Below are 24,257 nucleotides of genomic sequence, written 5' to 3'. Positions count from 1 at the left end.
TTACACGACACCGGCTCAGCAGGGTCTAACGGTCAAATGCTTTCCTTCGTATATAATCTGAGTATGATACCGCTCTTGGCTCACCGCATTCAGCCGCTCCACCAGGGAAGCCGCCGCTTCATCCGAAGCCAGCACAGGCAAGCCCCGCTTAGTCACTGTAGGATGGGTCAGTCTAAGATCAATCGGAATCAGCTCGTAATCAAACCGCTTCTCCTCCACATTCAGATCGAACATGACCAGGAAGTTCTCCGAGAACTTGCGGTCGCTGTAGAAGCCCTGCCAGTTCCCTTCGCTGTCCTTGGTTCTGTTCTTGTGCAGGGTAGACGGAGCTTCATTCTCGGCATACCCGTAGGCGGTGAACATCTCGGGAGATACTATCGACTCTCCGGCTTCGAACTCCATGAACAGACTGCCTATGTTATAGAAAATAGGCTGGCCCTTGTACAGCTCCACCCCTCTGGTGAAGTGGGCACCATGTCCGAAGACACAGCTCGCTCCGGCATCCACCGCTCCGCGCGCGAAGGTCTCGATGAACTCTGCCGGATAATCGGAGTACCAGTTCTCATTCTCCCCTTCATGGGTATGCAGGCTGACGAACACAAAGTCACTGCGTTCCCGTGCATCCTGAATGCTGCGGTAGATTTCCTGCTGATCCTGCTCATGCGCGGCTGTTTTGACGCGGGACTGCTCGCCCTTCTCGAAGGTTAAATAGCCTTCAAACAGCGAGCCGAATTCATAATGATTCTCCGATTTGCTCTTATAGGTCTCAATCCGCTTGCCTTCCTCCATGCTGGAAGCGATGCCGATGCGCTCACTAATCTCCTTCAAGGTGTTGAAGTCCTGATCGTTTACAACATACGTCCGCGACCAGCGGAGCGGGTTGACGCCCGGACGGGCCGGAACTCCGTTCCCCGGATTCGAAGCAGCGAACACCTCGCTTCTCGTCACATCGATAGTGATGATCGCAATCCGGCCGTCCGGCGTATCGACGAACACCGGCTTACGCGCTTCATGCAGGCTCATCCCCACCCCAAGCGGGGTCAGACCACGGGCTTCCGCCTCTTCGATCGTATCCACAAGTCCCTGGGTCCCGTAGTCCCCTGTATGATTATTCGCAAAGCAGACATACCGGATGTTCAGCGGTCCGAACTCGTCCAGCGCCTTGGGGCGCACACTGGTCTGATAGCCGCGGCCAGAGGCTGGAGCGGTATTCAATCTTGGCGTGACAAACTCGGCATTCGTGAACACCTCATCCGCCCCCTTGAGCAGTTGAAGCAGCTCCGGGTCCATCGTTTGATCTAAATTGCTGCTGGAGAATAATGCATCTCCCGAAACTAGAAATTTCATGCGATCACCTTCCTTCGCTTACTCCATTAGCTCTTTCTTCGGCAGATAATCGCCGCCTAGCTGTTCTTCGCTGATCTTCAGCAATGTGCCATCCGCATACATTTCCTTGATTCTCTTGTTGACTGTATCCAGTAGTGAGCTGTCCGCAGACTTGGAGAGCAGGATGTAAGATCCGGGATCGCTATTCTCTGTAGAGAAGGCAACAACCTTCAGGTTGGTAAAACCATGCTCCTTGATGGCCTTCTCGGCAGACACACGGGAAATGATACGCACATCATAGCGTCCGGCTTCAATGCCTTCGAACTGCTTCACGAAGTTCTCGTCGGTGTACATAATCTCCGCTTTGGCATCCGGGTTCGCTTCATTATAATTCTCCAGCAGTGTGGCACCGGAGTTGCCGACTTCTGTTACAGCTTTATAGCCCTTCAGGCCTTCTACTGACTTAAGGGTGTTATCATCCTTGCGGACTACGAATACATTCGCATTCTCAATAATCGGCAGGGAGAAATCGTATTTGCTGCGTCTCTCCGGGTTGGAGCTGAAATTGTTCGCCCCCAGCTGGAAACGTCCATTATCGAGGCCGGTCAGAATCCCTTCGAATTCAATTGCCTGAACATCTAGCTTATATTCCGGAAGGTCCTTGAAGATCGCCTTCATTACTTCCACATCGTAACCTGTCAACTGTCCGTCCTTCTCGTAGCTAAAAGGGTTACTTACCCCGCTCGTTGCCGCAACGATGGTCTTCGTACCGGCTCCCGCGCCGTTTGTCTCTGCGGAGCCTGCGTCATTCTTAGTTCCATTACCGCAGCCTGCAATGACCAACCCGAGCAACACCATCAGAACGCCTGGCACAAATTTCTTCTTCATTATATTTTCCCCCTCGTCTAGTAAAAGATCTCTCTCGTTGTCCTATAATGTCCAACTTATCATAGTCATTTAGTCTGGAATTATTATGTCACGGGGTATACACGGTGTCAAGGTGAACGGGCAAAGGATTTGACGAATGATAGCGAAAGAAGTCGATTGAGGGCTGGGGTGTGCTTTGATCTAATTCATTAAAAGTCGCAATCTTCCGGCTAACTCCTCAGCCTCTGCCACCGTACACGAGTTCTGCTGCGCAATCAGTGCAACACCTCTGGCGCTGTGGCTCAACCGCGGAATGAAATGGGCATGGAAATGGGGAACCCCATCGACCATGATGACGGAATAGACACGTTCTGCCCCCGTTGCCTGCTTAAGCGCCGAACCTAATTTTTTCACCAGAATCCCGTAAGAGCCCGCTTCTTCCTCAGTCATCTCAGAGAAATCAAGCAAATGCCGCTTCGATTCGAGCACCAGTTGTCCTGGAACGGATTGTTCCGCAGGAAAATGACACACCTTCCAGTGTTCATCCTCATATATGTATCCCCCCGGCGGCTGGGGAGTATTCCCCATATGCTTCTCACAAATGAAACAAGTCGTCATGCGGATCGCCTCCTTCTGTTAGGATAGTCAACCGTGTGGCTGTGACTGCTAAGAAGACCGCACCACTCTCTTCCGGCGCGCCGGAACCTTGACACCTTCCTTCATAAGCTTACTCCAGTTGCCGGGATTGGTCAGGTCCGGGATGCGCTGCTCCAGGATGGCCTGATATTGAAGGGCCTTCTGTTCCAGATGGGCAACGCGCTGCTTAGCTTCTTCCAGCTGAAGGAGCGCCGCTTCCCTGTATTCCATCATCATGGCAAAGCGCTGTGCAATCGTCGAATCTCCTTCGAGACAGAGATCGACATAAGTTTTGATGCTTTCTATCGGCAATCCTGTCTGCTTGAGACATTTGATCCCGTAGAGCCAGTTCATCGATTCATCGTCGAACAGCCGGATGTTGTTCTTGTCGCGCTTAAGACTCGGCACCAGCCCTTTATCCGTATAAAATCGTACAGCATGTTCAGTAAGTCCCGTCATAGAAGCCGCTTCTTTGACTGTGTACATGGTAATCCTCCTTAAAATGTGATTAAGCACCGTTATCTTTAATATCCACAACGTCCAGCAAATCCGGCATTTTTTTAAACACTCATCATACTTTCGGAATCGGGCCCATATGCATTAGAAGACAGCGTAACGGGTACGAAGCCAGACCTGTAGGATGGGAGGAGAATCTGCCTTGAAATTAACTATATCACTTGAATTCGCTGCACGATTTGCTCAGTTTGGAAGTAACGCCTACATCGAGCAAGGGGGCCTAATTGAGTTTCCAGAGCTAATATCTATTGGCAACAATGTTTCTGTTGAAGCTCCTCACTCTATCAAGACATCCATTACAGACCCACAAATTCCCCATGAGGGTCCGGTTATCTGTATAGGAGACGGATGTCAGATCAACAGAGGAGCACAGATCACAGCTCGTCCGAAGGTTATCTTAGAGCGGAGTGTTCTAATCGACTCCAACGTTCAAATGGAAGGAGACATTACCATTGGTGAAGGCGCCTGGATTGGAGCGAATTGCCGCCTATCCGGGAATATACGTATCGGAGCAGGGAGCGTAGTTAAGGCAAACAGCATAGTCTTGGACAATGTTCCCGACTACTGCGTGGTTTCAGGTAATCCCGCATCGATTGAGCAGATGTATGAAACTTCCTCCGGAAACTGGCTGGAAGTGTCTGATCATGACCAGGCCCAGGCTATCCTTACTGCCAGAAGCCAGCTTCCCCTTTTATCTATCTGTATCCCAACATACAATCGCGCACCTTATCTGGATACTTGTCTTCATTTAATTTACTCACAGATCGGAAATAACGAGCTGATCGAAGTGGTGGTGTCTGATAACGCCTCTACAGATGCCACACCAGCGATCATTGACAAGTATAGAGCCCTTTACTCGAATATAAGAGCAGTTCGCAATGAAACGAATATTGAAGGAGACCCTAATATTTATTATGTAACTACGTTGGGTAAGGGGAAATTTGTAAAAATGCAGGGTGATGATGATTATTTCCTGGATGGCAAAATTATGCCCCTGCTTCATTTACTGCACAGTCATCCGCAATGCGGAGTCTTTCATATTAGCCTAATTAATGGAACGAAGACCCTTAGCTTAGATACCGGTATGAGCAATTTCCTGGCCGCCACCGGCCTCTATGCAGGCTTTATCAGTTCTGTTGTTCTAAAGCGCGAGGAGTTTGAGAAGATTGAGAAACCAGAACATTTTATGACCTCTAAATTCAATCAGGTATATCTCCAATATTCTATATTGAAGGATAATCCGAACTTCTGCATTATGTATGATAACATCTTCAGCTATGGTGGTGCTACTAGTTCCAAATACAGTTTTGCCGAAGTCTTCTTCAACGGTTATCCATCTATTCTTAACCATTTCTTAGGCGATGGCTTATGTGCTGAGGAGATCGCCAGGGAGAAAAGGGATACATTGTATCATTACACTATACCATGGCTGCAGAAAAACAAAGAAACTGTGACCTACGATGAATTCGAAGAAATTTACAAAAAATACTATCAAGATGAACCCTACTATGAGGATGGCTTAGCCATCATGGAAGCAATTCGCCAATCCTAATTATAGGAAGGAAGATTTATGTTATGTTACATTCCTTAGAGCCTATATCAGTTTCCAGTTTCTTTTACTGTGGCCAAAACACAGATATCTCTCCCATCGGACAATTTCATCACCCCGAGTTCATTCTCATCGGCGACAGGGTAACAATAAAAGAGGATTACTGTATACAGTCAACCGTACAAGATTCTTTGCCTGTACCCAAAATTATTATAGGAGATGGTTGCAGATGTGAGCAAGGGTTCACTCTTCAAGCCATAAATAGAATTGAAATCAAGCCTCGTGTCAGTATTGGCAGTAATGTTAGTATATCAGATGCCAGGCATGAGTATCGTCAGGTAGGATTACCGGTATTAGCACAAGGATGGATGGATGGCACCGGAGAAGTTATCATCGGGGAAGGTACACAAATTGGCGATGGAACCGTTATTTCAGGTAATGTCAGAATAGGAAAACACTGCGTGATCCAGCCTGGAAGTCTTGTCGAGCAAGATCTTCCGGATTACTGTGTGGCAGGCGGATCTCCGGCACAAATTCTACAGCAGGAGCTGCCCATTCCCGAACAGGAAACTACAGGTTGGAGTCAAGAATCCGGCACACCGGAGTCTACACCGCTTCTCTCCATTTGCATTCCGACTTATAATCGTGCGGCCAATCTTGATCAATGCCTTTCCTCCATATTCAGCCAATTGCAGGACGACAACCAGGTAGAAGTCATTGTCTGTGACAATGCCTCCACAGATGCTACTCCTCAAGTGATTGCACGATATGCCAGCCGTTACCCTTGTCTCAGATCCTTCAGAAACAGCTTGAACGTAGGGGCCGACCGCAATATATATCTTGTAGCTCAACTGGCAAAGGGCAAGTTTATTAAATGGCATGGTGATGATGATTATTTTGTAGAGAATTCAATCCCCACTCTGCTGGATGTCATTCAACATCATATGCATTGTGGAATTATATATTTGAATGTGCATAATCATGATGGCCAGGTTTATACTGCAGAAGGCGCATCCGACTACCTCAGAACTTCCGGCATAATGTCAACATTTATTTCCGGGATTATTTTAAGAAGGAAGGATTTTGAACAAATCAAAGAACCTTTCCGTTATATAGATTCATCACTGAATCAGGCTTACCTGCAATACGAAATATTAACTACAAATCCTACATTTTGCGTGGTCAACCGGAGAATTTTTAATTTTGCCGGAAATCCTCCAGCAGGATACAATCTCGGTGAAGTCGTCTTTCGAAATTATCAGTCTATTTTACGTCATTTCATTGGTAAAGGATTAACCGAGGAGGATATTGGCCAAGAGAAAGAGGCTTCTTTATACAATTACATTCTCCCTTGGTATAGTGAAATTATGAATGAGCATGCCCCCGTAGTCATCAATGACTTTGAGGATATCTTTAGAGAGTTCTATAGCGAAGAGTCTTATTTCGAAGATATCCTTCAGTGGATTGGTTATGTAAAAGCTCTTGCACAATAAGACAATGTCCAATTTTTGAGGAATTCTAACTTTGCAGGAGGGGTAAGATATGTACAATCCGGATGCGACTCAGGCCAACCATCAACCAGATTTACAGGAATCTCAGCTATCCAAAACCCATCTCAATTTATTGAACTATGCCAACTTTTTATATAACCAGAAAAATCATGAGAACGCTGCTGTATTTTATGAAAAGTTTCTTCAGGAAGCAAAGACATTAAATGAAGAAACCTTCGAGGCCTACGGGAGGCTCACAGATTGTTACGTTACTTCTGGTGATGTGGATAAAGCTTTGTTATCCGCATTCCAGTCCTTTACTTATGGAATCCCTCACCCCGTAATCTGTTACAAAATCGGAAATGCATTCGTGCAGAAAAGCCAATTGAACATGGCTATCTTCTGGTTTGATATGGCTACCAAAGAAACAATAGCGAATGAACACGTAAACTATGATGCCTCTTTTGCACAATGGCTCCCCCATTTACAATTATGTGTATGCTATGAAATGCTGGGGGATCATACCAAAGCTTACCACCACCATAGTTTAGCCCAAAAATATAATCCCGATCATCCAAGTATAGTACTCAATCAAAAGTATTTTGAAACTTTGTTCCGTACAAACGGAGAACCCTACCCAAGAACTCAAGAAAAGGCCGAAGGATCGAAAGCAAACGACACAGCATCAATGGAAAATAAAGTCGAAATAGCCGAACAAAACGATGTTGTTTTCACAGGAGAACGGCTTGTCATTAACGATACTGTCAAAAAGAACCACGGAGATGTGCTTGAGGAGCACCTGAACAGATACAGATTAGCCCAACACTTCGTCAAGGATAAACGGGTGCTGGATGCCGCCTGCGGGGCAGGGTATGGCAGTAAAATGCTGCAGGCGGCCGGAGCGAGTCATGTCCTTGGTGTAGATATCGATGAAGCCAGCTTGGTCAATGCGCGCAAAACGTATGGCCATGATCAGATAGAGTATGCCTACGGCAATGTTAACAAGCTTGAGCTTGAAGATAAGAGCTTTGATATCATTGTTTCCTTCGAGACCATTGAGCATATCAATGACGGCAGTGTATGGATCAAAGAATCCTCCAGACTGCTCAAGGATGACGGCATCTTCATTGTCTCCACGCCTAACCGCAGCCAAACGAACCCTGTCAAATATTTTGTGGAGCAACCACAAAATTTTCATCACAAATATGAATATACAATTACCGAGTTTGTGGGTGAGCTGCTGAAAGAATATGATATCCTTGAGCTGTATGGGCAAACCTTTGTTTCAGATTATTCTTCTATACAGACTCAAGCTATCCGAAATGCGATTGGTTTGAAATCTACAACCACGCCTTATAACAACCCCGTCATCAACGGTCACGAGCTAATAGAACTAGGAAAAGTAAAAGATATGAATCCCTTATATGTAGTGGCTGTATGCAAAAAAAAGCTTGTTCTTCGATGAACAAATAAATAAGATGCACTTGAAGAAGGACCAGCCCTTGAGACTGGTCCTGTCTGTGTTCGATGATATATAGCCTTCTTAAAAAAATTAAGCCCTGACTGCTTGACTTCGTGTAACACGAAGGCGTTAGGCTCATCATATCACTAAATCATCCTAAGGAGGACAAGACCATGCAGACTGTAACCTTGAATAATGGAGTGACCATGCCGATCCTCGGCTTCGGTGTTTATCAGATTCCAGATGCTGAAGAATGTGAGAATGCGGTGTACGAAGCAATTACTGCCGGTTACCGCTTAATTGATACTGCCGCCGGTTATTTGAATGAAGAGGCTGTCGGACGCGCGATCAAGCGCAGCGGTGTCCCGCGCGAAGAGCTGTTCATCACGACCAAGCTGTGGATTCAGGATGCCGGATATGAGAGCGCCAAGCTGGCTTTTGCCAAATCGTTGAAGAAGCTGCAACTGGACTACCTGGATTTGTACCTCATTCACCAGCCGTTCGGCGATTATTACGGGGCATGGCGGGCAATGGAAGAACTCTATCACGAAGGCAAAATCAAAGCCATTGGCGTCAGCAACTTCATGCCCGACCGGCTGATGGACCTGATTGTCCATAACGAGATCGTGCCAGCCGTCAATCAGGTGGAGACGCATCCGTTCCACCAACAGATTCATAACGCTGCTTTTATGAAGGAGCAGGGGGTGCAGATTCAATCGTGGGGACCGTTCGCTGAAGGACGCAACAACCTGTTCAGCAACGAAGTGCTGTCCGGGATTGCCGCTATGTACAACAAATCCGTCGCGCAGGTCGTGCTGCGCTGGCTGGTTCAGCGCGATATTGTTGTGATTCCGAAGTCCGTGCGCAAAGAGCGGATCCTGGAGAATTTCGATATTTTTGATTTTGAGCTGAGTCCGGCGGACCTTGATCAGATTGCCGCGCTGGATACAGGCGAGAGCCTCTTCTTCTCCCACCAGGACCCCGAAATCGCCAAGCGGCTGGGCAACTGGAAGGTTGATCTGTAAGCCTGGACGAGGCTGGTAATTGACAATATCTTTGCCACTCTTTAAGTAAGAAGCATAATACCTCAGCAAAGGCCCATGCACTGGTTGCATGGGCCTTTTCACTTTCATACAGACTGGTCAGCACATACGGCTCTTTACCCTCTCCTGAGCCGGAACACGGAAAGCCTCCCTCCCTTACTTATGGATTCCGCACAAATTTGACAGCATCGGCGGCTACATACCCGCTTGTTCCGTTGTTACGGATGGTCACGCTGCCCGAGGTACCGGCTGTAAAGGTATAGGTGCCGATGAAATTCCATACCCCGCCGTTTGAGGTCTGATCTATACTGTGCGTAGCCGTCCCTGTAGAATGAACGATATCTACGGGAATCGCAGTGGACCGGTTGAAATGCTGCGGCCACATCATATAGACGCTGTAGGTGGCAGTGACGGGTAAGTCTGGTGTGAAGGTCACACTTTTGCTGCCTTGCCGCTGTTGTCATCATGCAGATAGTTGACGCCGTTATCCCGTATCCGCCCCGGCGGTGCTTCCCGACAAATGAGCCCACTCTACCTGATCCATGGTATCTGACCATGCCAGCGTGGATGGCTTCACTTCACCATTTACAGTAAGCGTATTGCTGCCCGCCGTGTTCAGCTTCCGGTTCTCGACGATAGTCTCCACAGCTATATTATCTGTGCTGATGATTCCCGCACCAAGAGCAACTACTTCGTCATCGAACATAAACCATGATTTCTTGGCTTCAAGCGTATGACCCGCATACTGCAAATCCATACCTGAGCTTCCATATAGATTCTGGATATCGGTGCCGCCGGTCCACTGTCTGGTGCTGGTGTGGCTGCCGGAAGAGGTCTGGGACAGCACCGTTGTTCCCGGCAGGCGGTAACTATCCACAGTCGGCCAGTAGTCATCGCTGAATTGTCCAAGATCACTGTTATATAAGCTGGTCATACCGGCTGAGGTATACCAGGTTTTGGCGTTCTCGCTGTTAATCGCTTCATAGCTGCCGATGCGGCTGGAATACATCGCAAGTCCGAAGCTGTAGCCCGGCCGGTGCTGCACGGCCCGGTCCATCGCCGAGAACTGTTTATAACCTATAAGCTCTGCCGCCGGTTCGATTAACGGGTCCCCGGTTATAGTCTTGGCCTGAGCAATAGCGGGTACGGGGGCATCGGCATAAAAAGACTTGAACGTATCCGCTAGAATCCAACCCTTAAGCATCCTTTTAAAATCGGCTGATGGAGCGGGCGGTGCAATCTTGGACAGCAGCAAAATACCTTGCATCACCCGGTGTCCCGCTTCATGGTCCTGACTATAATTCCTGGAGATTTCTCTGCCACGGACCATGTCCATTATCGCACCCTTGTACATCACCGGCTGATAGGAGTTATACACCCATTCCCACACATTGGACTGCTTGGGATCAGCGACCTGCCAGGAAGAACCGTGAAGCATCACCATCAGATCACTGACCGCCAGCAGCAGATCAATTCCATAACCTCCAGTGTAGGGGATATTGTTATGCTGAATGAATGAACCCTCCCGGTAGAAGCCGTCTCCGCTAAGCGTATAATTGAAAATAGAGGACAGGCCATCGCGCGCTGCGGCGATCTTGGTCCCATCTTTGACGAGGGTTCCCCGCTCGCCTACAACTATCGCTTTCCAGGCACGGTTGGCTCCGGTCAAAGTAACTGCGGGCGAGAAACGTTCCACCGCTGTCATATAATTAGTGACTTGAGCCGGGCTTAAGACGTCATACATCAGCACCGCCGTATCATTAAGCTGCATGGGAATACCGATTTACCAATCCCACCAGTTGCTCGTTCCGCTGGCCGTCGGCGTTACCGCCTCGTGATATCGGGTGGTGTACATATAATCGAGTGCAGCCACGATATCGCTTCCGAGCTGACTATTCTCATGCAGCGCCGTACCGGTAGTGGCATACGCGAGCGCCATCGTCTTTAGCCGTTCATAAGTCACCCGGATATGAATCGAATTCCCGATGCCCGGGTTATCGCTCCACAGATAGGTGCGCCCCGCTGTGGTGTTCATCGTCTGCCAATAATTATTTGCTTCGTTCGTCAGCTTGGTTAAGGCTGCGGCAATATCCGGATCTGCAGTATCCAGTGAACTGCCTCCTGTAAGCAGGACTTTGCGGTTCTCCCGCATTCCGTCAAACTCATCGGCAGCGCGGGCGCGTTCCGCTACTCCTCCCAAGCCGCTGACCAGCAGCAGTAGCACTAACGCCATCAAACCGCTTTTCATGAGTAACCTTCTCGTTAACGTTCCTCTAATTAGCAACCTTCTCATCCATAATCCCCCTTTGCATCATTTTCAACATGTTCACGAAACAGATAGTCTGGCTTTCCATCACACGTAAAGCTTGCTGTTCCTGCGCTCATAGTTCAGCGTTCCTTCATACGTAAGCTTGCTTCTCCTGCACCAATGTTCCAGCATTCCATATCACGCAAACTTGCTGTTTATGCGCTCATAGTTCAGCTTTCTTTCACATAAACTCACTTTGCCGCTCATAGTTCGGCGTTCCCACACATAAACTAGCTTTGCCTGCTCATAGTTCGGCGTTCCCACATATGAACTAGCTTGTTGTGAAGCGCTTTCATTTAATAGTATAGATAGAGTCCGGTAGTGAAAGAAACTACGTGCATTCGAGAAAAGGTATGATATTTCGAGCGTTCTGGCAAAGATGCCCCTCATTCACGCCTACCGCACACTTTCGGTCTACTCAAAGGGATTTATACCCTTATTTTCATCATTAATCCAACTTTCAGCTTAATCAGAGGGATTTATCCTCTAAATCTCCCCAAAAAGCCGCAAAACCTTGCGGCCTGCGGCGTGAAGCTTGCGGTTACGGGTTACGGGTTACGGGTTACGGGTTACGGGTTACGGGTTACTGTCTACTGCCTGCGCTTTGCAGCCCGCGACTTACCACCCACAGCTTAATAACTTAGTACATTTCATAACTAAGCTTGGGGTCCAGCTCACTCTCATGGTCAAATGCCGCATAGATGCAGAGCTGACCAGCCGGGGTATCCCCGGCATCGTAGCCGATACGGAAGGAGTGGTCTTCGGCGAACGTTAAGTCGGCCAGCACCAGCTCGTTCACATCTTCATCAGGATGAGCGTCCGCAATTAGCTGCAATACCCGGTCAAGCAGCCCCTCCAGCCCGGCCCATACCTTCTGAATCCAGAGAGTCAAGCCGCTCATTGCGGTCTTGGTGGGAACTTCCGCTGTAACGGCAAGCTCACTCCCCCTGATTTGAAGCTGCGCCGTATAACAGGTAAAGGTAGTGTCATATTGAAAAATCCCTACTCCCTCTACCCTATGCTCCGGCTGCGTAATGAGGTTATTGGCAACATCCAGTTGTACAAGCTGCGAATGAAGACTCGTATCCAGTACCGTAAGTTTGTTCTCAGAGCAATACAGTTCGGTCAACTGCATATTGTGGCTGAGGTCCAGACTCGTAAGATGATTATTGAAGCATCGCAGACTCGTAAGAGCCGGAAGAGCGCTGGTGTCCAAGCGGGTTAAGTGATTATGATTGCAGCGGATTTCCGTCAGCTCTGTACAGCTTGCCATATCCAGCTCAATGATATAGTTGCTGCCGCAATCGACCCGCTCCAGCGCCGTATTGTCTTGAAGCCGCAATTCATGCAGCGAGTTATAACTGCAATTCAGTACCTTGAGCCAGCGATTGCTGCTTAACTCCAGTTTGGACAACATATTCTCATGACACTCCAGCTTCTCCAGCGCAGGATTCTGGCTGAGATCCAGAGTACGGATATGATTCCTGCTACAGTCCAGTTCCTTCAACAGCCGATTAGGCTGAGCATTCAGCTCAATCAGCCGGTTGCTCCGGCAGTTCACAGTAGCCAGTTCCGCATTCTGGCTAAGCTCAAGCACGGTTAACTCGTTATACGAACAATCCAGCTCCTGAAGCGCCGTAAAGTGTCCGATCCCCTGAAGACTTGAGAATTTGCAACCCGCAAGCATCAGTATGGTCACGCTGTCAAGATCACTTTTGAAAATTGATTCACGGCCACCGCAGAAGTTGTCCCTTACGAACTGCCTGAATCGTTCATCTGCGAAATCTTCGGTTATTGAAATCTGCATGGTACTCCCCCTCTAAAATCATTGGGATTATTCTACCATACTCCGCAGAGTCATTCACTTGAAGTACATATTCATAGATTCGCTTGAATCACAAGCTCAAGCAAGCTCCACATGGAACGAAGCGCCCCCGGCACCGTCAGGGTTGAACAGCAGCCTCACCTTTCCGGGCTTTCCGGGCTTTCCGGGCTTTCCGGGGTTTCCGCAGTTTCCGCGGTCCCCGAAGCCTCCAGAATGACCGGGTTCACCTAAGTCACCTGGATCGCCTGAGTCACTTCGGTCACCGAGTTCAACCGTGATCCGCTCAGACTTGTGGATCACCCTGGTAACAGGCCGATCCACTTCAAGCTCCACTACGATTGGACGGCGCTGCAGTTGAGTCGGATCGGCTATAGCCAGACTCCAGCCTGCCGGATTCTTTTGCAGAACAATAGAGGCTTGACTGCTGCAAGCAATCCCACCGCAGCTATACCAGCCGGGCTGCCAGAAATGCACGGCGAATAGCCCCAATCCTATATCTTCCACCGCATGCACCCGTTCATTCAATTCCACAATCCGTAGGCTTGAATCCCCGGCGAAACCAGCCGTTTCTTCTTCACTCCAGCCAGGCAACAGCACATAGGCATAGGTATCCCCCGCCGGCGCTGCTCCATGATCGAACCAGAGCGTCTGATAGAATCTCTCGATTACCGCAGAGGAACCGGCGTCGTTGATAGCCTTCCAGCTCCCTTGCCGGGCCTCGCGCAAGGCATGGACACAGCAGCGTTCAGGCAAATAAATCCCCACATCCGCGCCCTCGGTACTCCCCTTCATGTGAATCCACTTAGGTTGAATCGTATCCGCTTGTCCCGGAGTCCGGCAAATCTCTGTTCCATCTGCGGTAATCCTATTGTCTCCTGCCGGGTTCAATTTCCGGTTTTCTATAATCGTTTCCACTCTGGCGAAATTCCGGCTCTGAATACCCGAACCTAAGGCCACGATGCGGTTACCGAACAAAAACCAGCTTTTGAGCGCATTCAGTCCATCGGCTTCGTTCACAACATCCTGTAGCTCCATGGCAATGGCGCCGTATTGGTTATGCAGCACAGCCCCGCCAACGTAAGCTCTATGACTTAAGCGGCCTTGCCCGGCTCCATCCTCCTGCAATGTCTTCGTTACCGTAGTTCCAGGCAAGCGGTAGGGATCAACCGTCGGCCAGTAGCCATCCGCATACTGCCCCAAGTCACTATTGTACAGATGGCTCATGCCATACGAAGTATACCAGCCCTTCAGATGCTCCCTGTTGATAGATTCATAGCTGTAGATCCGGCTGGAGAACATACTGATCGAGTAGGCAAAACCCGGACCCTGCAGCACCGCCCGGTCCATATGGGCAAACAGTCTGCAGAAGCTCTCTTCCCGGGCAGGCGGCATAAGTTCATCGTCCAGCAGCGCTCCAGCCTCAGCTGCGGTATCCGGCGGCGCTTCGGCGATGTACGGTTTGTAGGTGTCGGCAACAATCCACGCCTTCACTCTGGAGAGCAGCCGTGCCTGATCCGCCACATCCAGAATACGCGAGAAGCGCAAGCAGGAGGTAATCACGGAGTGTCCGCTCTCATGATTCTGCGAATCCTCGCGTGAGACTTCCCTGCCGCTCACCATATCCAGCATAGAACCCCTGAACATAAGGAGCACGAATGAATCCTCAATCCACCCGGCTGTCAAATCCCGGGCCTCGCCCGGCAATTCCCAGGGGGTATCGTGTAACCACACCATCAGGCGGACCACATCATGCAGCAGTGACACCCCATATCCCCCGGTGTAGGCATACTTGTCATGCTGAATAAAGGAGCCGTCTTCGTAAAAGCCGTCCCCTTCACTGGCATTCCTGAACAGCGGAAGCAGCGCATTCCGGGCTGCAAGGAGCTTCTGTCCGTCGCCCCGGATAACGGCCGTCAGGGCAGCCGCCGTAGATTTCCAGACCAGATTCGCTCCCGTTGAAGGCGGAGCCTCAGCTACGAACCACTGCGCATGAAACGCCGGATCGCCCACATACTTGTCTACGGGAAGAAGCAGAGACTCTATGAACTCCTTATCCAGCAGCTCCTCCATGAGCAGCAGGGTCTCCAGCAGGGCAATCGGCACCCCAATCTCCCAATACCACCAGTTGCCATAAGGCTGACATATTTCGTTGTATCTATGCTCAGACAGCCATTCTAATCCATATATGATCTTTAGCCTTAATGTGTAGTCCATATAATAGGGACACTCGGGAGACTTCAGCGCGATGGCCATCTCCTTCAAACGGAGGATGATCTGAAATACATCCGCTGCATTCTCCTGATACGGGATATCTGCCCACAGCAACTCCTGATGATAAAGCATCTTATCCCTGGAATCGCGGACCCGCTTCAGCGATTCCGGACGAAGCGTATCTCCCACGAGATATTGCAGCCATTTGTTTTTTAAGCTCTGCATGGATATTCTCTCCTTGAGCCAACTGCCCTACCTTGACGGTTGTTTGCCTTGCTCCCGCTCCGCGAGCGGAGAAGGTGGAATTAGGTTTCCCCACTCTCCGGGTTCAGCACCCAGCTCCAGGAGAAGCTTGCCTCCTCCGGCGATTTCTTCATGGCGGACCCATGCACGGTCCAGCTCCTGACCATTGAGCGAAGCGGACAGAATATACCTTTTGCCGGACCCACTGCCTGCTCCTTGTGTCTCAATCGTCAGAGGTACCGGATTCGCCTGTGCGCCCAGCAGCAGCGTCACCTTATTGAATACCGGAGGAACGAGGAAATAGAGGTCTTGGCCCATCAACGGATACAAGCCCATGGCTGAACAGATGTAGAAGGCACTCTGGCAGCCCATATCCTCGTTATCCCCCAATCCGTCACGTTCAGCGCGGAAGTAAGTCTCCAGACATTCCCGCACCCGGTCCGCCGCCTTATCCGGTCTTCCTGCATAAATGTACAGGTAAGGAATATGCAGCATGGTTTCTTTGGAGTTATAGAATCCCCCGTCAAAAAAATAATCCAAATGCCGGATGAATGCCTCCTTCCCCCCATGCCGTTCAACCAGTCCATAAAAATCATGATGTGTGCTGAATGACCATTGCAGACTGGTGCCTTCGTAGAAATACGGATCGTTCCACGAATCCGGCAGGCAGGATTCCGGGTCAAATGACGTTACCCATTCACCGCCGGGCAGCCGGGGTGCAAAACACTTCATATCCTCGCGCCATAGATTCCATAGCTTCTCCGAGCTTGTATAATAGTCCTCCGCCGTCTCTTCCTGCTCCAGAACCTCAGCCAGCCGACCGATGCACCAGTCCTGATAGGCATATTCCATATGACGGGAGACACAATTCTTCTTCACATCCGTGGACAGGTAGCCTAAGGAGTGGTAATCCTTCAGATGACGGCCATAGAGCCAGGTATCCGGCGAGGGAACCTCATTATTCTTGCGCATCTGCTTGAGGGCCTTCGCATAGTCGATGCCCTCAAGCTTCTTCAGCGCAGCTTCACAGAACAGAATATCTGCGGAGCTTCCCCCTTGGATCATGGCGCTATGCCCCATGATCCAGGCGTCCGGCAGCCAGCCGGTATGATCCGCGATATCCAGCAGACAATTCAGGATATCCGCTTCAAGCTGCGGATCGAGCAGTGTAATCAACGAATTCGCGTTCCGCACACTATCCCAGAGCGCGTACAGGTCGGTATAATGCCGGACCCCTGATTTCCAGGCAAAGTTCTCATCGTCAACTCCGAGGTCACTCGGCATACAGAACAGACGGGCCATCAGGGTATAGAACAGCCGGGTATGCTCCCCGCTCCCCCCTTCCACGGTGGCCCTGCTGAGTTTATCCTCCCAGATGTTACTAGCCGCCTGGCGTATGTCATCGAATCCGGCGGACGCTTCCCGGTCCACACTGGCTCTGGCCTTGCCGGTACTTACATAAGAAATGCCAGTCTTCGCCACCAGGACTCCGCAGTTGCCGAAGCTAAGGGAGGCCTTGCAATTCGGGCCATCCACAGACGCCCCTTGGCGTACTCCGCCCGCATCCATCAGCATGTGGCTCTGTATCGGCTGGTCGAAGCGGATATAGAAGTAGACGGAATAGGGGAATTCATGCCCCCAGCCCCCGCGCAGGTCGCAGCGGCCTGCCAGCTCATACCCGGACAGAACTTCAATATACCCCCCGGTCGAGACTCCGGTGGTCTTCCCGGGTTCATCCCCGCCAACCTGAATCACCGCCCCTCCGTCAATCAGCAAGCCCGCCGATGCATCAGCCGGATAGGTGTAACGGTGGACTCCGGTCCGCATCGTGCTGGTCAGTTCAGCCTGGATGGCAGCAGGCAGCAGCTTCACGCTGTAATACCCTGCTTCGGCATGTTCATCCCCCTTCTCATAGGGGTCTAACTGAAACCGCGGCATTCCGGTATAGGGGGTGAAGCCGACATTGCCATAACGCCCGCCGCCCCCGGTTCCGCTGACATGCGTATGACTGAACCGGATAATCGGCCGCGAGCTGTCGTAGCCGTGGGATAGCTGGGGCGGCAGGGTATCCGGGCCCAACCGGACGATACTGTTCGGCAGATAGGGTCCGCACAGGCAGTTATTCTCCCCGTCCACGCCGATGAACGGATCTACATCGTCCACTCTTCTTTTACTCAAATCAGGTCCTCCTTCCTTGCCATGAATCTATTCCCTCTACCAAAAGATTTCATTCTCTCCCTTGAGCTTCAGCAAAGCTTCCAGAAAGAAATAGTCGCCGTAAATGATCGGCACCTCCACTTCGGCATTGGCCGGGAAGCTGCCGGTCCCCTTGGTAATGAGCGCTTCTTCCGCCGGGTCTTCCGGCGCGTAATGGCGGAACAGCGATTCCGTGATGGCACTGCCGATCTTCCGGTACCGGTCGCCTTCTTCTCCCTCCAGCAGATAGGCTATCTCCAGCATCCCGCTGGCCGCACAGGCTGCCGCCGTTGAGTCCTTGGCCCATAGCTGATCTGCCGGGGCGCGGAAATCCCAGGGCGGCACCAGATCCTCCGGCAAATGTGCGGCGAAATAATCCGCTGCCGCCTTGGCAGCATTCATGAAGCGGATGTCACCCGTATACCGGTATCCGATCGCGAATCCGTAGATCGCCCAGGCAGATCCGCGCGACCAGGCGGAATCCGGACTATACCCTTGTCCGCCCAGCGCTTCGATCCGCTCTCCTGTCTCAGGATCGAACCGGACAATATGATGCACCGAGCCGTCCTCGCGGATGAATTCCCGCAGCGCCATTTCCGAATGGGCGACGGCGATGTGACGGTACCGGGGGTCCTGCAGTTCCCCGCTGGCCCAGTACAGCAGTCCAAGATTCATCATGCAGTCGATGATCGCCAGCCCTTCACTGCCTTCATGCAGCCAGGCACGGATGAAATTCCCCTTGAGATTGAACCGGCTGGCCAGATGGCTGGCAGCGATCAGCCCTCTTCTCCGGGACAGCCTGTTACCGGTGAGCTTGTAATCGGCAACCGCTGACAGACTCCAGAGGAAGCCGTTATCGTGATGGAGCTGTTCATATTCCTGAAGAGGTCCGTCTAGTTGCTCCTCGCAGCTCTCGGCAATGCGCCGGTATTCCTCATCGCCTGTGGCCCGGTAAGCCAGCCACAGAATGCCCGGCCAGAATCCGTTAGTCCAGCAATCCGGGTCACGCGCATCATATTGTCCTCCGTAGGTGGCATTCGGGAAGGTGGCTCCGATCCGGCTCCGTGTACGGCTTAATTTGTGCTGGGCGTAGTCCCAGGCTTCGTTGATCCAAGTCTCCATAGTCTCTAGGTCTTCCTTTCTCGTCTACAAATTAGAGGGCAGGATGCCCGGAAATAACGGACCTCCTGCCATCCTCGCACTGTCAGTTATTGCGCTGCTTTCCAGGCATCAATCTGGGTCTGCAGTTCGGTCTTGACCTTCTCAATGCCGGCCTTCTTCAATTTCTCATTGCGTTCCGCAAGCATCTTGGCAGGGTCAGGAATCGCCCCTGTGCTTGCGGCCCGGTATTCACCAATGACCGAGGTGAGCTGGGTAATCTCGTTCTTCACCGGAGATTCATCGAAGACGAAGCCCAGCAATGGAGAGCGTTTGGCCTCATCATTGAATTGCTTCCAGCTTGTATACAGATCATCCGGCTGGCCCGGCTTCAGATAATTGATCAGCTGATTGCCGACCACCCAGAACAGGGCAGAACTGCCATACCCGGAATCGGCAATCGGCTCGATCCGGTTCTCGCTAATCTTCTTGTAATGGGTACCTTCGATCCCGTTAACGAACAGGTTCACGGCATACGGATCGGTATGCAGCGCATTCAAGACCATCATCGCCCGCTCCGGGTCTTTGGAGGTGCGGGAGATGGAGAACATGGACCCGGCTGCCAGATCCGTGGTCACGATAGGCTCTTCAATTACCTTGGACACGAAATCATATTTATTGTCCGAGGCGATTTTCAGCTCAATATCCGCGCCCGGCTTCCAGACCGCCTGCTGCATCCAGATCTTGCCCTGCTTGCGTAAATCCCCGATCTCTGTCGTTGTAGTCGCAGCATCGCTGTTGATATAGCCCTTCTCGTAATAGCTGCGGTTCAGCTCATACTCGGCTTTGGCAATGGATGAAATCTCCGGATCAACGACTGACTTAATCTGGATGTTATCTGTATTTGTGTAGTCATAGAGGAATAAAGGAATCTTGTTCGGCGTCGGCCCGATAGCGCGGAAGTTCGAGCGGGTCTCATACATCATCCCTTCGCCCGATTCCTTGAGGAAGTCCAGAATCAGCTCCGGCTCCTTCTCCTTCAGCAGCTTGAACCAGGGTTCAAAGTCTGACATCGTCTTAATATCCTCGATAGGAATATTATATTTGTCGATGATATCCTTGCGGTACGTGTAGGCCTTGCCTTGGGTAATCTCTTTGTTGGTCGGAATGCCGTATAATTTGCCTTTGTAGCGCGGAGCCTCCAGATAGATCGGATTAAGGTTTTCTGTGATGCCCTGCCCATACTTCGCCAGCAGATCATCCAGATCCAGAAAAGCTCCCTTGGCCACATTGCCGAAGAAATTCAGCCATGACGCGGTAAACACCAGATCCATCGGCTCACCGGCATTGAGCATCAGCTCCGTCTTCTGCTTGTATTCACTGGAGGCAATCGGCTGAAGATCAACGGTGGCATTGAATTTCTCTTTGAAATATTCACTCAGCTTGGCTTCCACCAGCGCATCATCCCGCTGCGGCGCACCGAAGTAGATAATGGACACCTCGTAAGGCTTCAGTGATGCTGTCCCGCCGGCTGGCTCCGCGCTGCTTGCACTGTTCGTAGCTGCTGCTCCGCTGGAAGCCTCCGGCTTGGCAGCCCCCCCGTTATTGCCGCCGGAGCACGCCTGCAAGGATAAAGCCAGCACCAGAATCATCGCCGTGAATAGCGGTTTGCGCTTTTTTACCTTTGTCATATTAACCCTCCCTAGTTGTTCATACTTATATATAGAACGGCAGTCTGATCGCCGGTTCCACCACGCTTTAACCCTTCACTGCCCCTACCGTCAGCCCTTTGACAAAATACTTCTGAAAGAACGGATACGCAATCAGAATCGGTCCCATCCCGATCACCGCCATAGCCATCTGCAGGGATTCGTTCGGAAGATTCTTCATCATATTGGGATTCTGGGCAGCCAGCTCCACATTATTGCGCAGATACTGCACATCGTTGAGGACGCGCATCATCAAATACTGCAGCGGATATTTGTCCTCGCTGGTGATATACAGCAGCGCATTGAACCAGTCGTTCCAATAGCCGATGGTACTGAACAGGGCCATGGTCGCCAGGACCGGCAACGAGAGCGGCAGAACGATCCGCAGGAAGATTCTCAGCTCCCCCGCACCGTCAATTCTGGCCGATTCGATCACCGCCGGATGAATGGTCGTCTGGAAGAAGGTCCGCATAATAATGACGTTGAACGGCACAATCAGCATGGGCAGAATCAGTGCCATATACGAATCCTTGATATGCAGCGCCTGCGTATAGATCAGATATCTGCTGACCATCCCGCCATTGAACAACATCGTGAAGAACAAGAAGAAGGTAAACACATTACGGAACGGATAATCCGCACGCGAGATGGGATAAGCATACATTGCCATGAGCAGCACGCTAAGCGCTGTACCTGCAATAGTGATGGTGAAACTCACGCGATATCCCGACACAATCGTCATCCAGTCCTTGAAGATCGACTCATAGGCAATGAAGGACCACTTATTCGGAATGAAGCTGTACCCCTGAGTCAGAATGGACTGCCCGTCTGTGAAGGAGACAATGATCACAAGCAGAACAGGCAGAAAGCACAAAAGGGAGAGAATGACGAAGGCCAGGTTCAAAAGTACATTGGAAGTGGCCGAGTTGCTGCCGATAGAATAACTGGAGTTGCTGTTCATAAGGGTTCTCCCTTCTTCATTAGAATAGTGCCTGTTCACGGTCGATTCTCCGGACGATGCTGTTCGTCGCAATGACCATGATGAATCCGACAACAGACTGCACAAGCGCCGTGGCCGAGGACATGCCGATATCATTCAATTGCATCAGGGCGCGGTAGACATATGTATCCACGGTATCCGTTACCGGATACAGCGCTCCTGAATTCATAGGCACCTGGAAGAACAGCCCGAAGTCGGAGCTAAAGATGCTGCCCATGGACAGAATCGTCATAATAATGATGACCGGCCGGATAAAAGGGAGCGTGATATGCGTAATCTGCTTCCACTTGGAAGCCCCGTCAATCAGCGCCGCCTCATAATATTCCGGATCAATTCCGGCAATCGCCGCGATATAGATCACTGCGCCGAAGCCTGCATGCTTCCAGGCGTTGACAAACACCAGAATGTAAGGCCAATATTCCTTCTCCGAGTACCAGAAGATCGGGTCTTGACCGAAGGCCTTAAGCACTGTGGCATTAATGAAGCCGTGATCCGGCTGCAGGAAAGCGTATACGAGATAACTCACCACTACCATGGACAGGAAGTGCGGCAGGATGATGAAGCTCTGGTACACCTTCGCCAGCAGCCGCCGCCGGATCTCATTGATGGCTACCGCAATCGACACCGACAGCACTAGGTTCAGGATCATGAAGGTCAGACTGTACAGCAGCGTATTGCGCACAATCCGCCACATGTCCCCCGAAGAGAACAGGAAGCTGAAATTATCCAGCCCCACCCAGGGACTGCCCCAGATCCCGTCCATATAATTCACATTTTTAAAAGCAATAAATATGCCGAACATCGGCAGATAGCTGTGCGCCAGCAGGACAAGCACTGCAGGCAGCAGCATCAGTGTCAGCGCCTTGTACTTCCACATAGCATGGATAAATCTTGAGAATCCAGTGGCTCTACTCATGGTCCATTACTCCTTTCATGGACTAATTATAGAACCATCTGCCCTCCGCTTCGATGATGCATTCCCGCATAACTGTGATCTTTTACAAGTCCGTTCTCGCTGCCTCAGACCCCGCCCGGCTTCAGCGGCAAGGTAATCACTGCCCGTGTCCATCCGTCCCCGGTCCGCTCATAAGCCAGCCCGTAGGCCTCCCCGTAATGGAGCCGGATGCGCTGATGCACGTTCCTGATCCCGTATCCTCTCGGACTCTGCTCTTCTTCCAGTATGGCCTTAAGCTCCTCCAGATCTACCGGCAGATGTCCGTTATCCTCTACGGTGAAGCGCAGCATGCCCTCTGCCTGCACCGCCGAGACCCGGATCTCTCCTTCTCCATCCATGCCGCGCACGCCGTGAAGAATAGCATTCTCAATCAGCGGCTGAATGATCACCTTGGGCATCTCGAAGTCCCGCAAGGCATCGTCAATCTGCCACCGGACCTCAAAGGTATCCGGGTAACGCTTGGTCTGAAGCCGGGTGTATGCCTGTGCATGCTCCAGCTCCTCCCCCACCGTAATCATCTTCCGCCCCCGGCTGAGGCCGATCCGCAGCAGCATCGACAAGTCGCGGACCATTTCGCCGACCTCGGTATTTCCGCTGTCCAGCGCATACCAATAGATCGAATCGAGGGTGTTGTACAGATAATGCGGGGTAATCTGGGACTGGAGCATGAGCAGCTCATATTCCTTCTGCTTCAACTGCATCCCGTAATTCTCTTCAATTGAATGGTCCAGCCTGCGGGTCATTCTGACGAAGGAGCCTTGGAGAATGCCGAATTCATCCTGGCGCAGCGGTTCCTCGGATAGCGGCAGCTTTTTGCCGGGCTCATAGATCTTCATCACCGAGACCAGCTCGACCACAGGCCTCACCACAAGTCTTACCATATACAGGACAAACGTCAGGACGAACGCCAAGAAAATGAACGAGATCACCACAAGCAGCCGCTGAAACCAGATGAGCTTGCCGGTTATGGACTCTAACGGGATTTTGTACAATAATCTGGTGTGGAATCTGGAGCTGTCCGAATACGCATACAGCCATTCCTCTCCGCCTTCTTGCGCAAAGGTATAGCCATAGGGGACATCCGGTTCGAGGTGCTTGCCAAGCTCGCCGGGGGTAAGGCCGCCTACGCCGGTGGACATCAGCAGCTCCCCGCTGGTATTGAACAAGAATGCCCCGGCAGCGGCAGGCTGCTCCACCGAGACCATGTCACGGGTCAGCATGACTTCTATCTTGTTGACGGCCAGCAGGCCGATCACCTCGTTATAATTGCGGGGATTCAGAATGCTGCGCATGAAGGAGATCGTGTTCTCGCCGCTCCCGGACGGAATGACACGCAGCGCTCCTGCGCCGCTGACATCCATCAGACTGGTGTTAAGCTCAGGCAAGCCGCCGCTGGCCCCATCCAGGTATTTGAAGCCTTTGGTCTTGTAGGACAGATCGAACGGCGTTGCCCTGCGCTCAATATTCTTCATATATATGGCATATTCCGTGCCGCCGGTGGACCAGCTATCCAGTATATTGTCGGCCTGCCGGATCTCATTCAGCGTGTCAATTCCGGTCCAGAAGCTGTATCCTTCCGGGTTGCTGAAGAACTGGCTGTCGAGCAGCGTTATCGTCCGGTCGTTAACCGCAGACAGGGTCTTATCAATCGTGACATGATTCTGCTTGACCAATTGCAGAGTCGTACTGCCGACCTCCTCCTTGATGGTGTTCAGCGCCACATATGCAGAGACCCAGCCCACCACGATAAAAGGCAGCACGATGCACAGCAGGAACGCCAGAATCACTTTATGCTTCAGTCTGAGTCTCAGCCTCTGTTTGAG

Annotated in this window: 17 protein-coding genes and 2 pseudogenes; 4 read left to right on the top strand and 15 right to left on the bottom strand. The window is 51.2% G+C overall.

Annotated features, from left to right (window positions below):
* Positions 1 to 15: 15 nt before the first annotated feature.
* From MKX42_RS10730 to MKX42_RS10715, 4 genes are all read right to left on the bottom strand, one after another.
* The gene (locus MKX42_RS10730) at positions 16 to 1,347 is read right to left on the bottom strand and encodes a CapA family protein (protein WP_340752484.1); all 1,332 of its coding nucleotides are present in this window, start codon (positions 1,345 to 1,347) and stop codon (positions 16 to 18) included.
* An 18-nt stretch (positions 1,348 to 1,365) separates the two neighbouring features.
* Positions 1,366 to 2,214, bottom strand: coding sequence for a transporter substrate-binding domain-containing protein (locus MKX42_RS10725; RefSeq protein ID WP_340752483.1), 849 nt, complete (start codon positions 2,212 to 2,214; stop codon positions 1,366 to 1,368).
* Between the two features lie 180 nt (positions 2,215 to 2,394).
* Positions 2,395 to 2,811: an HIT family protein gene (locus MKX42_RS10720; protein WP_340752482.1), complete on the bottom strand. Its 417-nt coding sequence runs from the start codon at positions 2,809 to 2,811 to the stop codon at positions 2,395 to 2,397.
* 48 nt (positions 2,812 to 2,859) lie between these two features.
* Positions 2,860 to 3,315: a MerR family transcriptional regulator gene (locus tag MKX42_RS10715; protein WP_340752481.1), complete on the bottom strand. Its 456-nt coding sequence runs from the start codon at positions 3,313 to 3,315 to the stop codon at positions 2,860 to 2,862.
* Positions 3,316 to 3,487: 172 nt separating this feature from the next.
* On the opposite strand from MKX42_RS10715, the gene MKX42_RS10710 reads away from it, so the two are divergent.
* The 4 genes from MKX42_RS10710 (at position 3,488) to MKX42_RS10695 (ending at position 8,871) form a co-directional block, all read left to right on the top strand.
* Complete coding sequence (locus tag MKX42_RS10710; protein WP_340752480.1) at positions 3,488 to 4,897, top strand: glycosyltransferase; 1,410 nt, start codon at positions 3,488 to 3,490, stop codon at positions 4,895 to 4,897.
* 23 nt (positions 4,898 to 4,920) lie between these two features.
* Positions 4,921 to 6,387, top strand: a complete 1,467-nt coding sequence (locus MKX42_RS10705; RefSeq protein WP_340752479.1) for a glycosyltransferase — start codon at positions 4,921 to 4,923, stop codon at positions 6,385 to 6,387.
* Positions 6,388 to 6,436: 49 nt separating this feature from the next.
* Positions 6,437 to 7,849 (top strand): methyltransferase domain-containing protein, encoded by a 1,413-nt coding sequence (locus tag MKX42_RS10700; protein WP_340752478.1) that lies wholly within the window; start codon positions 6,437 to 6,439, stop codon positions 7,847 to 7,849.
* Between the two features lie 170 nt (positions 7,850 to 8,019).
* The gene (locus MKX42_RS10695; protein ID WP_340752477.1) at positions 8,020 to 8,871 is read left to right on the top strand and encodes an aldo/keto reductase; all 852 of its coding nucleotides are present in this window, start codon (positions 8,020 to 8,022) and stop codon (positions 8,869 to 8,871) included.
* A 178-nt stretch (positions 8,872 to 9,049) separates the two neighbouring features.
* Here MKX42_RS10695 and MKX42_RS10690 read toward each other — a convergent pair.
* From MKX42_RS10690 to MKX42_RS10640, 11 genes and pseudogenes are all read right to left on the bottom strand, one after another.
* Positions 9,050 to 9,331 (bottom strand): annotated as a pseudogene (locus MKX42_RS10690) (golvesin C-terminal-like domain-containing protein); the annotation flags it as partial.
* Positions 9,332 to 9,373: 42 nt separating this feature from the next.
* Positions 9,374 to 10,093, bottom strand: a complete 720-nt coding sequence (locus tag MKX42_RS10685; protein WP_340757659.1) for a polysaccharide lyase family 8 super-sandwich domain-containing protein — start codon at positions 10,091 to 10,093, stop codon at positions 9,374 to 9,376.
* A 6-nt stretch (positions 10,094 to 10,099) separates the two neighbouring features.
* Positions 10,100 to 11,041 (bottom strand): annotated as a pseudogene (locus tag MKX42_RS10680) (hyaluronate lyase); the annotation flags it as partial.
* Positions 11,042 to 11,837: 796 nt separating this feature from the next.
* On the bottom strand, positions 11,838 to 13,004 hold the full coding sequence (locus tag MKX42_RS10675; protein WP_340752475.1) for a leucine-rich repeat domain-containing protein: 1,167 nt from the start codon (positions 13,002 to 13,004) through the stop codon (positions 11,838 to 11,840).
* A gap of 96 nt (positions 13,005 to 13,100) precedes the next feature.
* Positions 13,101 to 15,458 carry a polysaccharide lyase 8 family protein gene (locus MKX42_RS10670; protein WP_340752474.1) on the bottom strand — a complete coding sequence of 786 codons (2,358 nt, stop codon included), beginning with the start codon at positions 15,456 to 15,458 and terminating at the stop codon, positions 13,101 to 13,103.
* Between the two features lie 27 nt (positions 15,459 to 15,485).
* Positions 15,486 to 17,654 carry a GH92 family glycosyl hydrolase gene (locus tag MKX42_RS10665; protein WP_340752473.1) on the bottom strand — a complete coding sequence of 723 codons (2,169 nt, stop codon included), beginning with the start codon at positions 17,652 to 17,654 and terminating at the stop codon, positions 15,486 to 15,488.
* 36 nt (positions 17,655 to 17,690) lie between these two features.
* The gene (locus MKX42_RS10660; protein WP_340752472.1) at positions 17,691 to 18,794 is read right to left on the bottom strand and encodes a glycoside hydrolase family 88 protein; all 1,104 of its coding nucleotides are present in this window, start codon (positions 18,792 to 18,794) and stop codon (positions 17,691 to 17,693) included.
* 86 nt (positions 18,795 to 18,880) lie between these two features.
* The gene (locus MKX42_RS10655; protein WP_340752471.1) at positions 18,881 to 20,461 is read right to left on the bottom strand and encodes an ABC transporter substrate-binding protein; all 1,581 of its coding nucleotides are present in this window, start codon (positions 20,459 to 20,461) and stop codon (positions 18,881 to 18,883) included.
* A 67-nt stretch (positions 20,462 to 20,528) separates the two neighbouring features.
* Positions 20,529 to 21,440 carry a carbohydrate ABC transporter permease gene (locus tag MKX42_RS10650; protein ID WP_340752470.1) on the bottom strand — a complete coding sequence of 304 codons (912 nt, stop codon included), beginning with the start codon at positions 21,438 to 21,440 and terminating at the stop codon, positions 20,529 to 20,531.
* Positions 21,441 to 21,459: 19 nt separating this feature from the next.
* Positions 21,460 to 22,395 (bottom strand): ABC transporter permease, encoded by a 936-nt coding sequence (locus MKX42_RS10645; protein ID WP_340752469.1) that lies wholly within the window; start codon positions 22,393 to 22,395, stop codon positions 21,460 to 21,462.
* A gap of 104 nt (positions 22,396 to 22,499) precedes the next feature.
* A complete protein-coding gene (locus tag MKX42_RS10640; RefSeq protein WP_340752468.1) occupies positions 22,500 to 24,221 on the bottom strand; it encodes a sensor histidine kinase in 1,722 nt (573 codons plus the stop codon).
* Positions 24,222 to 24,257: the final 36 nt, after the last annotated feature.

The sequence above is a fragment of the Paenibacillus sp. FSL R7-0204 genome (genome assembly GCF_038002225.1).
Classification (GTDB): domain Bacteria; phylum Bacillota; class Bacilli; order Paenibacillales; family Paenibacillaceae; genus Paenibacillus_AQ.
Note: the sequence above shows the minus strand (reverse complement) of the source record. Positions and strands in the feature narration are given on the sequence as shown.